The sequence below is a fragment of the Streptomyces sp. NPDC007901 genome, assembly GCF_042959465.1.
Lineage (GTDB): Bacteria > Actinomycetota > Actinomycetes > Streptomycetales > Streptomycetaceae > Streptomyces.
On record NZ_JBIBKW010000007.1, the window covers coordinates 244,146 to 259,378 of the forward strand.

Annotated in this window: 13 protein-coding genes and 1 pseudogene; 6 read left to right on the forward strand and 8 right to left on the reverse strand. The window is 71.4% G+C overall.

Annotated features, from left to right (window positions below):
• Nucleotides 1-75: 75 nt before the first annotated feature.
• The 5 genes and pseudogenes from ACFZDK_RS23990 to ACFZDK_RS24010 form a co-directional block, all read right to left on the reverse strand.
• Nucleotides 76-201: a hypothetical protein gene (locus ACFZDK_RS23990; protein ID WP_355708931.1), complete on the reverse strand. Its 126-nt coding sequence runs from the start codon at nt 199-201 to the stop codon at nt 76-78.
• Between the two features lie 285 nt (nt 202-486).
• On the reverse strand, nt 487-1,614 hold the full coding sequence (locus ACFZDK_RS23995) for a peptidoglycan bridge formation glycyltransferase FemA/FemB family protein (RefSeq protein ID WP_390975409.1): 1,128 nt from the start codon (nt 1,612-1,614) through the stop codon (nt 487-489).
• Between the two features lie 125 nt (nt 1,615-1,739).
• Nucleotides 1,740-2,348, reverse strand: coding sequence for a nucleotidyltransferase family protein (locus ACFZDK_RS24000; protein ID WP_390975411.1), 609 nt, complete (start codon nt 2,346-2,348; stop codon nt 1,740-1,742).
• Between the two features lie 75 nt (nt 2,349-2,423).
• Nucleotides 2,424-3,158, reverse strand: a pseudogene (locus ACFZDK_RS24005) (metallophosphoesterase family protein); the annotation flags it as partial.
• Nucleotides 3,159-3,411: 253 nt separating this feature from the next.
• Nucleotides 3,412-6,384 carry an FAD-linked oxidase C-terminal domain-containing protein gene (locus tag ACFZDK_RS24010; protein WP_390975413.1) on the reverse strand — a complete coding sequence of 991 codons (2,973 nt, stop codon included), beginning with the start codon at nt 6,382-6,384 and terminating at the stop codon, nt 3,412-3,414.
• Nucleotides 6,385-6,755: 371 nt separating this feature from the next.
• Between ACFZDK_RS24010 and serC the strand changes: the two genes are divergently transcribed.
• Both serC and ACFZDK_RS24020 read left to right on the forward strand, forming a co-directional pair.
• Nucleotides 6,756-7,874: a phosphoserine transaminase gene (gene serC / locus ACFZDK_RS24015; protein ID WP_390975414.1), complete on the forward strand. Its 1,119-nt coding sequence runs from the start codon at nt 6,756-6,758 to the stop codon at nt 7,872-7,874.
• Nucleotides 7,875-8,147: 273 nt separating this feature from the next.
• Entirely contained in the window at nt 8,148-9,449 is a 1,302-nt protein-coding gene (locus tag ACFZDK_RS24020) for an RNA-guided endonuclease TnpB family protein (RefSeq protein ID WP_390975416.1), read from the forward strand.
• Nucleotides 9,450-9,511: 62 nt separating this feature from the next.
• On the opposite strand, the gene ACFZDK_RS24025 is transcribed toward ACFZDK_RS24020, so the two are convergent.
• Together ACFZDK_RS24025 and ACFZDK_RS24030 are read right to left on the reverse strand one after the other, a co-directional pair.
• Nucleotides 9,512-10,024, reverse strand: a complete 513-nt coding sequence (locus ACFZDK_RS24025) for a hypothetical protein (protein WP_390975418.1) — start codon at nt 10,022-10,024, stop codon at nt 9,512-9,514.
• A gap of 141 nt (nt 10,025-10,165) precedes the next feature.
• Complete coding sequence (locus ACFZDK_RS24030) at nt 10,166-11,173, reverse strand: WD40 repeat domain-containing protein (RefSeq protein WP_390975420.1); 1,008 nt, start codon at nt 11,171-11,173, stop codon at nt 10,166-10,168.
• Nucleotides 11,174-11,284: 111 nt separating this feature from the next.
• Between ACFZDK_RS24030 and ACFZDK_RS24035 the strand changes: the two genes are divergently transcribed.
• Both ACFZDK_RS24035 and ACFZDK_RS24040 read left to right on the forward strand, forming a co-directional pair.
• Nucleotides 11,285-11,968, forward strand: a complete 684-nt coding sequence (locus ACFZDK_RS24035) for a GDSL-type esterase/lipase family protein (RefSeq protein WP_390975422.1) — start codon at nt 11,285-11,287, stop codon at nt 11,966-11,968.
• An 88-nt stretch (nt 11,969-12,056) separates the two neighbouring features.
• Entirely contained in the window at nt 12,057-12,644 is a 588-nt protein-coding gene (locus ACFZDK_RS24040; protein ID WP_390975424.1) for a Uma2 family endonuclease, read from the forward strand.
• On the opposite strand, the gene ACFZDK_RS24045 is transcribed toward ACFZDK_RS24040, so the two are convergent.
• On the reverse strand, nt 12,645-13,043 hold the full coding sequence (locus ACFZDK_RS24045) for a winged helix-turn-helix transcriptional regulator (RefSeq protein WP_390975426.1): 399 nt from the start codon (nt 13,041-13,043) through the stop codon (nt 12,645-12,647).
• 125 nt (nt 13,044-13,168) lie between these two features.
• Between ACFZDK_RS24045 and ACFZDK_RS24050 the strand changes: the two genes are divergently transcribed.
• Both ACFZDK_RS24050 and ACFZDK_RS24055 read left to right on the forward strand, forming a co-directional pair.
• A complete protein-coding gene (locus tag ACFZDK_RS24050) occupies nt 13,169-14,059 on the forward strand; it encodes a zinc-binding dehydrogenase (protein ID WP_390975429.1) in 891 nt (296 codons plus the stop codon).
• A gap of 71 nt (nt 14,060-14,130) precedes the next feature.
• Nucleotides 14,131-15,123 (forward strand): aldo/keto reductase, encoded by a 993-nt coding sequence (locus tag ACFZDK_RS24055; RefSeq protein WP_390975431.1) that lies wholly within the window; start codon nt 14,131-14,133, stop codon nt 15,121-15,123.
• Nucleotides 15,124-15,233: the final 110 nt, after the last annotated feature.

Below are 15,233 nucleotides of genomic sequence, written 5' to 3' on the forward strand. Positions count from 1 at the left end.
CCGACGCCGAAATTAATTGAATTCCAGGAGTGAAAAAGGACCGACGGCGAACCGTCGGTCCTTTTTACACCTGACTCAGTTGTCCTGGCCGGGGATCGGCTTCGGAGCCGGCTTCGGAGCCTTCTTCTTGGGCTTCGGCGGCGGCGGGGGCAGCTGCTTCTTGGGCTTGGGGGGCAGCGGGGCGAGCTTCTTGAGGCTCATTCCGACTCCTTGAGAGTTCGAAGTGCAAGTGGTGCGGGATGGTACGAGAATTCTCTTGGGCAACGTACGGGGATTTCGGATCGTCATCCTCGGCAATCCCCGCCGCCCGACACGGATGAACTTACACGGCCCGAATCCCAAGGGACGGCAAAGTCGGCTTGTGAACGGCAAACAGGTGCTGTGAGTACCTAGGTAACAGCTGTATAACGACCCCGAAGCTGAGAGTTCTCTTATGAACCTGAGAGCCAGCTTGTGAAGCGGGGCGGCCGAAGCCCCGGACGGGCGTCAGCGGCGGGCCATGTACACGTCGAACGCCTTGTGGAGCAGCTTGTTGAGCGGGAAGTCCCACTCGCCGAGGTACTCCACGGCCTCCCCGCCGGCGCCCACCTTGAAGCGGAGCAGACCCAGCAGGTGGTTGGACTCCTCCAGGGTGTCGGTGATGCCCCGGAAGTCGTAGACGGCGGCGCCGAGTTCGTGGGCGTCGCACATCATCCGCCACTGCATGGCGTTGTTGGGCTGGACCTCGCGGCTGCGGACGGTGGAGGCGCCGTAGGAGTACCAGACGTGCTCGCCGACGGTGAGCATGGTCGCGGCGGCGAGGACCTCGCCCTCGTGGTGGGCGAGGTAGAGGCGCATCCGGTCGGGGTGTTCGGCGGTCAGCGCGGTCCACATGCGCTGGAAGTAGGAGAGGGGGCGCGCGATGAAGCGGTCGCGCTCGGCGGTCTCGGTGTACAGCGCGTAGAACGCGGGCAGGTCCTCGTACCCGCCCCGCACCACCTTCACCCCCGCCTTCTCGGCCTTCTTCACATTGCGCCGCCACTGCTGATTGAGCCCGCGCTGGATCGCGTCCAGCGACCGCCCGGCGAACGGCACCTGGAACACATAGCGGGGCTGTCCGGCCGCGAACCCCTCCTCCCCGCCCGGCTCCGCCTGCCGCCACCCCATCCGGCGCAGCCGGTCCGCGAGCTCCAGGGCACGGGGCTCCTGCGAGGTGGGCTCGGCGTCCCGCAGCCTCCGGGCGGCGGGATCGGCGATCGCCGCCTTCACCGCCTCCGCGCTCCATCGTCGTACGACGACCGGCGGCCCCATCTTCACGGCGAACGCCCCCCGCCCCTTCAGATACGCCAGCAGCGGATCGAGCCACCGCTCCAGCTCCGCGTCCCCCCAGTCGATGACGGGCCCCTCCGGCAGATACGCCAGATACCGCCGCACCCTGGGCAGCGCCCGCAACAGCACCAGCCCGGCCCCGACCATCCGCCCCTCCCCGTCGAACCACCCCAGGCTCTCCGCCGTCCAGTCGGGCTTCACCTCGCCCCAGGACGGCAGCTGCATATGGCTGGCGGAGGGACGGGACCCGACGAAGGCGAGGTGCTCGGCGCGGGAGACGGGCTGGAGGCGGAGAGTTGCTGTCATCAGAGGGAACTCCTGGACAGGTCGGCGATCGGTCTGTACTCGCATCAAGCACAACAGACGCGAACCCCGTCGGATTCGTTTCCGCGCAGGTGGGCGAGGGCGTGTCGGAACCGGTCCGGGAGGAGCTAGGCGGAGTCGCCGTCGGGCCACGCCAGCACGGTCAGCTCGGGCCACCGCGTGCGCCAGCGGGCCGCCTTGGTCTCGTAGACGGAGCGCGGGGCGAGCACCGGGTTGGGCCGCAGGACGAGGTTGAACACGTCGGACAACCCGTGCGGCGCGTACACCCGCCACCGGCCGCCCTCCTCCAGCCGCACGCCGAGGCAGCAGGTGGTCGCCGCGAAGCTGTCGATCGCGGCCTCGGTCGACGCGTACGGCGGGCAGGGCACCCCGAACTTCTCCTCGTACCAGAGGTGCACCCGGGCCTCGTTCCGCACCTCGACCTCGGCCGCCACCCCGGCGAACGCCTCCCGGGCCCGCCGGATCGCCCGGTCCTCCGCCTCCCACGACAGGTCGTCGCCGTCGAAGTAGAAGAGGTCGTAGTCCTTGATCCCGGCGCCGGCCGGTCTGCCGGTCACCACGTTCCACACCGTCTGGAACAGGCATCCCGCCGTCACGTACCACCCGGGCAGCCCGAGCGCCGCACCCCGCTCCAGCACCTCCACGAGGACGTCGTTACGGCACAACACCTCGCGCAGCACGCCGAGTTGCTCATCGAGTGGCAGCCGACCGGTCATCTTCCCTCCCTACCACGACGACTCGCCGGCCGCGCGGGACTCGTTCGTGGCCGATGCCCGGGAGCCGCTCGGGCGCTACCGCGCGCTGAAGAGGGACAGGGCCTCGGAGTCCGAGGCGCGGGCCCGGAGGAAGTAGTCGGCCCACTCCTCGATGCCGGGGTAGGAGCACGCGGCCACCAGACGGGCGGTGGCCGTGGGGATGTCGTACGGCGTGACGCGCAGGTCGGTGCCGGGGCCGAGCAGGCACCAGTGGGCGCCGGGGCGGCCGTAGGGCATGCCCACGCTGCCGGGGTTGACGACGAGGCGGCCGTGGGCGAGACGGGTGTAGGGCATGTGGGTGTGGCCGCAGACGACCGTGCCGATCCCGGGGTCGACCTCGGCGAAGACCTCGGCCCAGCGGTCCGGGGGCGAGTCGACCAGGACGATCTCCTCGTCGTCACGGGGAGTGGCGTGGCAGAACAGGACCCGGCCGAGGCCCCGGATCGTGAGGGTCGCGGTCTTCGGGAGCCCGGCCAGGAAGTCGACCTGGTCCGCCCTGAGGGCGTTCGCCGCGAACGGGCCGATCGGGTCCGGGATGTCGGTGCGCTCGCCCCTGCGGTACTCGACCAGTTCCCGGTCCGCGTTCCCCGACAGCCACAGCACCCGGTCGCCCAGCGCGCGCAACGCGTCGACCACCTCGGCCGGTTGCGGGCCCGCGGTGATGTCGCCGGTGAGGACGACACGGTCGGCACGGGACACGTCCGGTTCCGCCAACACCGCCTCCAGCGCCGGCAGCACGCCGTGGATGTCGGAGAGGACCGCGACCCGGCCGACTTCGGCTTCGGCTTCGACTTCGACTTCGGCTCCCGCTTCGGCTCCGGCTCTGGCTCCGGCTTCCGCTTCGGCTCCCGCTCCGGCTCCCGCTTCGGCTCCGGCTCCCGCTTCGGCTCCGGCTCCCGCTTCGGCTCCCGCTCCGGCTCCGGCTTCCGCTTCGGCTCCCGCTCCGGCTCCGGCTTCCGCTTCGGCTCCCGCTCCGGCTCCGGCTCCGGCTCCGGCTCCGGCTCCGGCTCCGGCTCGGCCACGCTCACTCGGCTTCCCCTTCCAGCCCCTCTTCCAGTGCCTCCGCCAGCACCTCCGCCAGGTGTCTCGCCCGCACCCCGGCCAGCTGCTCCAGCTGGGTCCGGCAGGAGAAGCCGTCCGCCAGGATCAGCGTGCCCGGCTCCGCGTCCCGCACCGCCGGGAGGAGCTGTTCCTCCGCGCACGCCTTCGACACCCCGAAGTGGCCTTTCTCGAAGCCGAAGTTGCCGGCCAGGCCGCAGCAGCCGCCGGTCAGGTCGCCGGTGAGGCCCGCGGCCTCGCGGAGGCGGCGGTCGGGGGCGTCGCCCAGGACCGCGTGCTGGTGGCAGTGGGTCTGGCCGGTCACCGGGCGGTCCAGACGGGGCGGCCGCCAGTCGGGGGCCAGCCGTTCCAGGGCCTCCGCGAACGTGACCACCAGGCCCGCCAGGCGAGCGGCACGGGGATCGTCCGGGAGGAGCTCCGGCAGGTCCGTACGGAGGGCGGCGGCACAGCTGGGTTCCAGGACCACGAACAGGGGGGCGACGGGGTCGGTGCGGTCATCCGGGTCGTCCAGGTCGTCCGGGCCCGGCTCCAGCAAGAACGGCACCAGCAGGTCGAGCGTGTCGCGCAGCACCGCGCGGGCGCGGTCCAGTTGGCCCGTGGAGAGGTATGTCAGTCCGCAGCAGGCACGGGTCCGGCGGGAGCGCCGGGGGTTCATGCCGACGCCCCGCAGCTCGCCCTCCTCCGAGAGGTGCACCTGCCACCGTCGGTCGGGCAACTCGGCGACGCTCACCCCGGCCGCCTCCAGCACCCGGACCGCCGCCCGGCCCACGGACGGCGACAGGTACTCGGTGAAGGTGTCCGGCCAGAGGAAGACCCGCTGGGCCGGGACGTCCGGCCGGCGTCCGGCCCGCATGTCGGCCATCCACCCCCGCACCCGCTCGTGCTGCCGTCGCCGCTGCCACCGGCCGAACGTCTCCGTCGCCAGCCGGGGGATCGTCCGCTCCGGCGCGATCCCGCCCAGGCGTCGGGCGAGCGCCGCCAACGGCCGTACCGAGGCGAGGGCGTTGACCAGCCGCGCCGTGCGGGTGCGCTCGACCAGGCGCAGCCAGACCGGCAGCCGGCCCATGCTGTAGTGGGCGGCGGGGCGGCGGCGGTCCGCGTAGTGGTGGTGCAGGAACTCCGCCTTGTACGTCGCCATGTCCACCCCGACCGGGCAGTCCGAGCGGCAGCCCTTGCAGGACAGGCAGAGGTCGAGGGCGTCTTTGACCTCCGTCGAGCGCCAGCCGTCCGTCACCAGGTCGCCCGCCAGCATCTCGTGCAGCAGCCGGGCCCGGCCGCGGGTCGAGTGCTCCTCCTCGCCGGTCGCCCGGAACGACGGGCACATGACGGACGGGCCGGAGACCGACGTCGTACGGCATTTGGCGACGCCCACGCAGCGCCGTACGGCCGCGGCGAAGTCGCCGCCGTCGGACGGGTAGCCGAAGGCCACGTCGACCGGTCCGCGGGGAAGGACGGCGAAGCGGAGGTTCGCGTCGAGGGGGGCGGGCCTGACCAGCATCCCCGGGTTGAGGAGGTCGTCGGGGTCCCATACGCCCTTCGCCCGCTCGAACAGCGCCACCGTCTCCGCGCCGTACATCGCCGGGAGCAGTTCCGCCCGCGCCTGGCCGTCGCCGTGCTCCCCGGAGAGCGAACCGCCGTGGGCGACGACCAGGTCGGCCAGTTCCTCCGAGAAGCGGCGGAAGCGGGCCACGCCCGCCTCGGTGAGCAGGTCGAAGTCGATCCGGACGTGGATGCAGCCGTCGCCGAAGTGGCCGTACGGGGTGCCGCGCAGGCCGTGCGCCGACAGCAGGCCTCGGAAGTCCCGCAGATACGCGCCCAGTCGGGCCGGCGGCACCGCGCAGTCCTCCCAGCCGGGCCAGGCCTCGCTGCCGTCCGGCATCCGGGTCGCCGTACCGGAGGCGTCCTCGCGGATGCGCCAGAGCGCGCGCTGCCCGGCCGGGTCGGTCACGACCAGCGCGTCGACGGTGTCGGCCGCCGCGACGATCGCCTCCGCACGCGCGCGTGCCTCCGCCGCCGTCTCCCCGCCCGTCTCGACGAACAGCCACGCGCCGCCCCGCGGCAGCCCGGCCGAGGACGGCACCAGGTCGGCGGCCATGCCCTCCACCGTCAGCGGGCCGAAGGGCAGCAGCCCCGCCGCGGCCTCGGCCGCCGCACCCTCGTCGCCGTATCCCAGCACCGCCAGCGCACGCGCGCGGGGGGACTCGACGAGACGGACCACCGCCTCCGTGAGGATCCCCAGGGTGCCCTCGCTGCCGCAGAAGGAGCGGGCCACGTCGGCGCCCTTCTCGGGCAGCAGGGCGTCCAGCGCGTAGCCGGAGATACGGCGGGGCAGGTCGGGGAAGCCCGTGCGCAGCCGCGCCAAGTCGCCTTCCACCAGGGCCCGCAGGCCCTCCGGGGCCCCCGCCCAGCCCTGCCCGAGCCGCAGCCGCTGCCCGCGCGCGGTGAGCACGGAGAGCTCGCGCACGCTGTCCGCCGTCGTACCCCAGGCCACGCTGTGCGAGCCGCAGGAGTTGTTGCCGATCATCCCGCCGAGCGTGCAGCGGCTGTGGGTGGCGGGGTCGGGGCCGAAGCGCAGACCGTGCGGGGCGGCGGCCTCCTGGAGGCGGTCCAGGACCAGGCCCGGCTGGACGACGGCCGTACGGGTGGCCGCGTCGAGGTCGAGCACACGGTTCATGTGGCGGGTGAAGTCCAGCACCACGCCGGTGCCCGTGGCCTGCCCGGCAATCGACGTGCCGCCACCGCGCGCCACCACCGGCACGCCGTGCGCCCGGCAGACCTCGAGTACGGCCGCCACGTCGTCCGCGTCCCGGGGGGCCACCACCCCGACCGGAACCCGCCGGTAGTTGGACGCGTCCATCGTGACCAGCGCCCGCGACGTGACGTCGAACCCCACCTCGCCCCGGACGGCCCCGCGCAGCTCCGCCTCTACATCCACCATGCCTCCCAGTCTGCCCGCCACCACTGACAGTGACGAGGGGGCGGCCCCGAACCGCCGCCGACGCGGCCCTCCTCCGCATGACGGGCCGCATGGCGACCGCATGACGACCGCATAACGGCGCACGACACCCGACGCGCGCCGGTGACAGCCGGAGACAGCTGGGCGCAGCCGGGGACAGCTCCCTTCGGGGGATTCCCGCTGGTCGCCGTCGGCCACCCACCGGCCCGGCACCGGCGCCCGGGGCAGCCCGGGGCACGGCGGCACCACCCCGTCCCACACGGGCCACCGCCCCGTCTCACACCGGCCCCGCGCCCGTCTCACCCGACGGACTACATTTCGACCACGTTTCCCCCACCGGCTACGCTCCCCCCGTGGCTGACATCGAGATCCCCGCTGACATCAAGCCCGCCGACGGACGCTTCGGCGCTGGCCCCTCCAAGGTGCGTACCGAGGCGCTGGACGCGCTCGCCGCGACCGGAACGTCTCTGATGGGCACCTCCCACCGCCAGGCCCCGGTCAAGAACCTGGTCGGCCAGGTCCGCGAGGGCATCAGCTCCCTGTTCTCCCTCCCGGACGGCTACGAGGTCATCCTCGGCAACGGCGGCTCCACCGCCTTCTGGGACGTCGCCACCCACGGTCTGATCGACGGCAAGTCGCAGCACCTGAACTTCGGTGAGTTCTCGTCCAAGTTCGCCAAGGCCGCCAAGCTCGCCCCCTGGCTGGCCGAGCCCACCGTCATCGCCTCCGACCCGGGCACCCACCCGGAGCCGCAGGCCGAGGCCGGCGTGGACGTCTACGCGTTCACCCACAACGAGACCTCGACCGGTGTCGCCATGCCGATCAAGCGGGTCGCGGGCGCCGACGAGGGCGCGCTCGTCCTCGTGGACGCCACCTCCGGCGCCGGCGGTCTCCCGGTCGACATCGCCGAGACCGACGTCTACTACTTCGCCCCGCAGAAGTCCTTCGCCTCCGACGGCGGCCTGTGGATCGGCGTCTTCTCCCCGGCCGCCATCGAGCGCGCGGAGCGCGTCCACGCGTCCGGCCGCCACATCCCGGAGTTCTTCTCGCTCCCCACGGCGATCGACAACTCCCGCAAGAACCAGACGTACAACACCCCGGCCCTCGCCACCCTCTTCCTGCTCAACCAGCAGCTGGAGTGGCTCAACGGCCAGGGCGGCCTCGCCTTCTCCACCGGCCGCACCAAGGACTCCTCGACCCGCCTGTACACCTGGGCGGAGGAGTCGAAGTACGCCACCCCGTTCGTCTCGGACCCGGCCAAGCGCTCGCAGGTCATCGGCACGATCGACTTCGCCGACGAGATCGACGCGGCCGCCGTCGCCAAGGTGCTGCGCGCCAACGGCATCGTCGACACCGAGCCCTACCGCAAGCTCGGCCGCAACCAGCTCCGGGTCGCCATGTTCCCGGCGATCGACCCGGCGGACGTCGAGGCGCTGACGAAGTGCATCGACTACGTGATCGAGAAGCTGTAACGCATACGACGACACAGGGGCGCCCGGTGCACGAACAGGCACCGGGCGCCCTTCTTTTCGCGTCACCTCACATCGCCGTACAGTTCACGCCCGGCAAACCACCACCCCAGGCGCCGCCGAACTCGGAGCTCGCCCACCCCCACCGGTATCTTCCCGTTGAGCGCAGCGTTCATCCGGGTCACCGTCTGAAGGCGACGGCGGCCAGGTCACCCACTCGGGTGAGTTTGATCGATTGCGTGCGCGGGCGGGGAACGTGGTGGCTAGGTTCGCGGCATGTCACGCTTCCGGATGTACCCGACGCCCGCGCAGGCGGAGCAGATGCTCCTGCACTGTGCGCACGCCCGGTACGTCTGGAATCTGGCTGTCGAGCAGCACGCGTACTGGAAGCCAGGCCGCAAGTCCGCGCCCGGTTTTGCGGAGCAGTGCCGCCAACTCACCGAAGCCCGACAGGAAAACGAGTGGCTGGCCGCCGGGAACGCGGACGTGCAGCAGCAGGCTCTGAAGGACTTCGCCAAGGCCAAGAACGCCCGCTTCACCTCAGGCTTTGGTGAGCCGACCTGGCGCAGAAAGCACGTGCACGAAGGATTTCGGGTCATCGGCACCGACCGCGTACCCGAGTACGAGCCGGACGGCAGCCCGAAGCTGAACCAGAAGACCGGTAAGCAGGTCATGGGCCGCTCGGTGGTCGTGCGGAAGCTCAACCGGCGGTGGGCGCAGGTCAAGGTGCCCGGCTGCGGCTGGGTCCGCTTCCGTCTCAGCGCCAAGGGCAAGGGCGCGCAGCTTCCCGCCGCGAAGACATTCCGGGTCACCTACCGCAACGGTCAGTGGCACGCGGCCTTCGCGGTCATCCCCGAGCCAACGCCCGCGCCCGGCACGGGCGAAGTCATCGGTATCGACCGGGGCGTGACCATCACGGCGGCCCTGTCGGACGGACGAAAGCTGAACTGCCCGCAGCTCACGGTCAAGGAGCGGGCACAGATCCGCAAGCACGAGCGCCGTGCAGCCCGGGCCCCGAAGGACAGCCCACTCAAGGTCGCCGCATACGCCAGGGTCGCCGGACTCAAGGCCCGCGAGGCGAACCGGCGCAAGGACTGGTGCGAGAAGACCAGCACCATGCTCGCCCGGGCCTACGAGGTGATCCGGTTCGAGAAGCTGAACATCAAGAACATGACCCGCTCGGCGAAGGGAACCATCGAGCAGCCGGGCAGGAACGTCCGGCAGAAGGCCGGGCTCAACCGGAGCATCCTCGCTCAGGGCTGGGGCCTGCTGAGGCGGCGCACGGAACAGAAAGCTCCGGGCCGGGTCGAGGACGTTCCCGCGCCGTACACGAGTCTGCGGTGCAGTGCCTGCGGGTGGATCGAGAAGAAGTCGCGCAAGAGCCAAGCCGACTTCGTCTGCGTGTCCTGCGGGTTCACCTGTAACGCGGATGAGAACGCAAGCATCAACGTCGCGGCAGGACAGGGCGGGATCCCCCGCCCCCGGCGGACAGCCGGTGCCGGAGGGGCGACAGCGGTCACCAGCCGCTTGAGCGCCCGTGAACCTCAACCCACCTGGGTTGGAATCCCCCTCTTCTAAAAAGAAAGAGGGGGAGGATGTCAAATGTTCGTGACCTGCTACGTCGTCGTCGCGGCGGCGGGTCAGCCGACCGCGGCGGTGATGCTGTTGATCACGCCGGTGGAGGTGACGACGACGGTGACCGTGATGGGCTGGACCCGGCTGGGCACCCCGGTGGGCGGGACCAGCACGAAGGTCGGCTTGACGTTGAGCGTCGTGGTCGCCGCCGCCGAGAAGGGGACGTTGTTCCGCTGGGCACCGACGAGGTAGTAGGTCGCGTGGCTCGTGACGCCGGTGCCGGTGGTGTCGTCCAGGCTGCTGATGATCTGGGCGGTGCCGCCGCCGGCCGCGTTGGGCAGGGTGATGACGGAGATGTCGAGGGTGCCCTTGACGTGGACCGTCTCGGTCGGGCCGGCGATGTCGCCTTCGAACGGCCGGCGGACCGAGCTGAAGTGCGGGAGGGCGGCGGCCGCGGTCCGGACCGTCCGGGTGGGTTCGGCCGCGGCGGCGGTGCCGGCGGTCGCGGGGACGGTCAGGCCCAGGGCGGCCGTGAGCAGGCCGGCCTTTCTGGCCAGGCGGAGGGCGGTGTGGGGCATGGGCGCTCCCATTCCGTGAGGCGGGACCCGGTTCTGTTGCCGCCCCCGTCCCGCGGGACGCTTCCCAGCCTGCGCGCACCGCCGTGCCACCGCCCCGCCGGTGAGCCGGACGGGTGACGCCCGGCCCCGGCTCGGTACCGCTCAGTGCCGGCGGGCGGACGGGCGGCGCAGCCGCCGCAGCCCGAGGAAGGCGAGCACGACGGCGCCCACGGCGATGGCGCCGCCGACCTTGACCTGACCGGTCGCCGTACCGCCGCCGTCGCCGCCCGCGGCCGAGCTCCCGCTGCCCGACGGCGACTTGGCGGAGCCGCCCCCCGGCACGTCCTCGGCCTGCACCGGGCTGTCGGAGCCCTCGCTGCCGTACATCAACTTGGTCCCGTCGGCGGAGTAGCTGACCGACTCGCCCTGCTTCTGCAGCGGCACGTCGAGCCGCCCCTCACGCTTGATGTCGCCGCCGTTCCAGTCGTAGTAGATCCCGCCGAAGTAGCCGCGTACGGCGAGCTGCTTGCCGTCGGGCGAGAAGGCGGCGTCGGTGGCCCAGAGGTCGACCGTGGCGACCGGCTTGAAGATGTTCGTACCCGACGAGGAGAGCGTGGCCGGGCCCTCGTACAGATGCCCGCCGTCCTCCTTCTTGTCGATGATGTACACGCGCCCGGTCTTGGGGTGCACGATCAGCGACTCGGCGTTGCGGGCGCCGTTGGAGTACTTGACGACGTACTGCGTGGCCCGGACGGTCTGGTCGACGAGTTTCTTCGGCTCGGGCAGCTGGTAGATCCACACGTACGGCCAGCTGCCGTCGAGGTTGTCGCCGATGTCGCCGACGTAGATCTGGTTGTCGGGGCCGATGGAGATGGCCTCGACGTCCCGGGGCTTTCCGATCCCGCTGAGGGTGACGGTGGCCACCGTCTTCCCGGTCGCGCTGTCGATGGCGTAGATGTACGGCCCGTCGTCGCTGTCGTTGTGCGTCCAGTAGATGCCGGGGTGCAGATGGGAGGCGGCGAGACCGCTGGACTCGGTGATGCGCGGGTCCGTGATCGTGAACCCCTGGTCGCCGGTGCCGTCCGCCGCGGAGGCGGAGGCGGCGGGTGCGAGGGCGAGGGCACCCGTGAGCAGGAGCCCGGCGAGAAGGGCGGGCGGTCGTCGGCGCATGGGTCCAAGCCTGCCATCCCGCCCCGTGTTCCACGGCGGGGGCCGCGGCGGACGGGGTACGTGGTGGGCCTCACATCGCACCGCTCCCCTCTGATCGTCCATCATGAGCGGATGCTCAGGTTCATGCCCGTCGGGGACTCGATGACGATCGGCAGCACGGGCGAGCACACATGGCGGTACCGCATGTGGCAGCACCTGTGCGCGACGTACGGCGGCCCGTTCACGCTGGTCGGCCCGCGCGAGACGCTCTACGACAAACTCGCCGAGGCCCCCGTCTCGTACGCCTACGCCGATCCCGACTTCCCCCGCGCCCACCTGGCCGGCTGGGGCGAGGGCTGGCTGCACATGGCACCGCTGATCGCAGAGGCGGTGCGGTCCAGCCGGGCCGACGTGCTGCTGGTCTCGCTCGGCCTGATCGACCTGGGCTTCTACACGAACGCGGAGCAGACGGCGGAGAACGTACGGTCCTTCGTCGCGGCGGCACGGGAGGCCAAGCCCCGCATCCGCATGGTGCTGCTGCCGGTGATCCCGAACGTCCGGGCCCTGACGGACGCGCCGTTCGCGCAGCAGGTGGCCCTCTTCAACCAGTTGCTGGCGAAGGCGGTGGCCGACCTGGACGAGCCCCGCTCACCGCTCCTGCTGGCCTCGCCTCCGGAGTCGTACGACATCGACACGGACACCTACGACGGCACGCACCCCAACGCGAGCGGGGAGCACCGGATCGCGGAGGCGTTCGCGGAGGCGATGTGGCAGGGGTGGGACGTCGGGCAACCGTACGAGACGGGAACGGACTGACCGAAAACCGCCGTTGCCCGGTCACCGTGCGTATCGTTGAACCGCGCGGCCGTACTCGTGCGGAGGGCGGCCGGGGAGGAGCGCCAGGATGACCGCCCTCGAAGACAGGATCGCGATGGCCGAGAGCGACGACGAGATCACGCTCGACGAGATGTTCGAGCGGATCGAGAAGATGCCCGCCCCCGAGGGATACAAGGTCGAGATCGTCGAGGGGACCGTCTTCATGTCGCCACAGCGGGACACCCACTGGGAGATCATCGCGGACATCTACGAGCAGTTGCGGACCAAGTATCCGCGGAAGCGGGTCAAGTCCGACGTCCGTATCGACTACCCGGGACACCTCAACGGGTTCGCGACGGACGTGACGTTGGTGGCCGAAGGCGCCGCCAAGACCGAGAAGGGGCTCTGGCTCCACCAGGACGTCGAGTTCGTCGCCGAGGTCATCTCCAAGGGCACCGCGGCCAACGACTACGGCCCGAAGAAGACCGCGTACGCCAAGGCCGAGGTCCCCGTGTACCTGATCGCCGACCCCTACCAGCGCCGCTGCCACGTCTTCACCCACCCCAAGGGCGACGACTACACGACCGAGACCCGGGTCGGCTTCGGCACCGACGTGGACCTGACCGGCACGGTCGTCGACCTCGTCCTGAAGACCGACGAGTTCCCGACCGACTAGTCAGTCCTGGGCGTCGTAGCGGTCGCGGGCCTCGTGGACCTCTTCGATGTGGGTCTCCGCCCAGTGCTTCACCGAGGCCATCAGCTCGGACAGGCTGCGGCCGAGAGCGGTGAGTTCGTAGTCGACGCGGACCGGCACGGACGGGGTCACCGTGCGGCTGACCAGGCCGTCGCGCTCCAGTGAACGCAGCGTCTGCGTCAGCATCTTGGGGCTCACGCCCGCCATGGTGCGCGAGATGTCGCTGTAGCGGCGAGGTCCCGGCACGAGGGCGGCCAGGGTCAGGCAGGCCCACTTCTCGCTGATACGGCCGACCAGTTGGTGGGTGGGGCAGGCCTTGATGAACGCGTCGTACTCGACACGAGCCTGTTCGCGCCGCTGGGCCGCGGTCGTGGTCGCCATGGCTCACCTCCTGGGTAGGTACGCACCTACGGGTAACTACTTCCCGATGGATAGTAGCTCTTCCTAGGGTTGTCGGCAGCTGAGGAGATACCTGAGCAGAAGCCGATATCCAGGAGTTTTCTGACATGCGTGCTGCAGTGGTGAGGTCGTTCGGCGGGCCCGAGGCCGTGGAGGTCGTGGAGACCGGGGTGCCCGAGCCGGGTGAGCGGCAGGTACGGATCAAGGTGGCGGCGGCCGCGCTGAACCCGGTGGACGCCGGGGTGCGGTCCGGGGTGTTCGGAGCGGAGGGACAGCAGGCCGGGCTCGGCTGGGACGTCGCCGGGACGGTGGACGCGGTGGGCGCCGGCGGCGACTGGGCCGTCGGCGACGAGGTGGTCGCCCTGGCGGCCGGTTTCGGCGGGCCGCTGGGCACGCACGCCGAGTACGTCGTCGTGGACGCGGACGCGGTGGCGGCGGCCCCGAAGTCCGTCGACGCGGTGGCCGCCGCGACCCTCCCCCTCAACGCCCTGACCGCCGCCCAGGCCCTGGACCTGCTGGAGCTGAAGCCCGGCCAGTCACTGCTGGTCACCGGCGCGGCCGGGGCGGTCGGCGGATACGCCGTGCAGCTTGCCGCCCGGCAGGGGATCACCGTGACCGGGCTGGCCCGGGCGGAGGACGAGGACCTCGTACGGTCCCTGGGGGCCGCCTCCTTCAGCAGCGGTGCCGTCGTGGCCGGGAGCGTCGACGGGGTGCTGGACGCGGCGCTGCTGGGCGCGGCGGCCCTGGACTGGCTGCGGGACGGGGGCGCCTTCGTCAGCGCGATCCCGGGCGCGGCACCGGAGCCGGTGCGCGGGGTACGCACGGTGTCCGTGTCGGTGAGCGCCGACGGGGCACGCCTCGCGGAGCTGTCCGGCCTGGTGGACGAGGGTGTCCTGACCCTCCGGGTCGCCGGGACGTTCCCCCTGGCGGAGGCCGCGAAGGCACACGCCCGGCTCGCGGAGGGCGGGGTGCGGGGACGGCTGGTGCTGGTGCCGTAGCGCCCGCCCCTGCCACCCGACCGGCACAGGTCCTTGCCTAGAGCGCACTCCACGCCGTTGGCTGGGTGACCATGAAGTACACGCAGCTCGGACGTACCGGACTCAAGGTCAGCCGACTCGTCCTCGGCACCATGAACTTCGGCCCCCAGACCGACGAGGCCGACAGCCACGCGATCATGGACGCGGCGCTGGACGCCGGCATCAACTTCTTCGACACCGCCAACGTCTACGGCTGGGGCGAGAACAAGGGCCGTACCGAAAGCATCATCGGCACCTGGTTCGCCAAGTCCCCCGCCCACCGCGACAGGGTCGTGCTCGCCACCAAGGTGTACGGCAACATGGCCGGCGACGGCGAGGCCTGGCCCAACCACGACAAGCTGTCGGCCCTCAACATCCGGCGGGCGGTGGACGCCAGCCTGAAGCGGCTGCAGACCGACTACATCGACGTCTACCAGTTCCACCACATCGACCGGCGGACTCCCTTCGAGGAGATCTGGCAGGCGATCGACGTGCTCGTGCAGCAGGGGAAGATCCTCTACGTCGGATCCTCGAACTTCCCCGGTTACAAGATCGCCCAGGCCAACGAGATCGCCGCCCGCCGGGGCGGGACCATCGGCCTGGTCAGCGAGCAGTGCCTCTACAACCTCGCCGAGCGGCGCGCCGAGATGGAGGTCATCCCGGCCGCCCAGGAGTACGGCCTCGGGGTCATCCCCTGGTCGCCTCTGCACGGCGGGCTGCTGGGCGGTGTGATCAAGAAGGAGGTGGACGGCGGGCGCCGGGCCGGTGGCCGGGCCGCCGACGCCCTCGCCAACACCACCATCCGGGCCCAGATCCAGGCCTACGAGGACCTGCTCGACAAGCACGGCGTGGAACCCGGCGAGGCCGCCCTGGCCTGGCTGCTCACCCGCCCCGGCGTCACCGGCCCGATCGTCGGCCCGCGCACCGCCGAACAGCTGGACTCGGCCCTGCGAGCGGTCGAACTCGACCTCGGCGAGGAGCTCCTGGCCGGCCTCGACGAGATCTTCCCCGGCCCGGGCCCCTCCCCGGAGGCCTTCGCCTGGTAGCCGACGTCGGGGGCAGCGCCCCGTAAGGGGCGCGGGGCTGTATCGAGGTGCGGCTCCGCCGCGTGGGCGCGACCAGCCACCCGCGGCGGAGCCGGCACCCGACCGCAGTT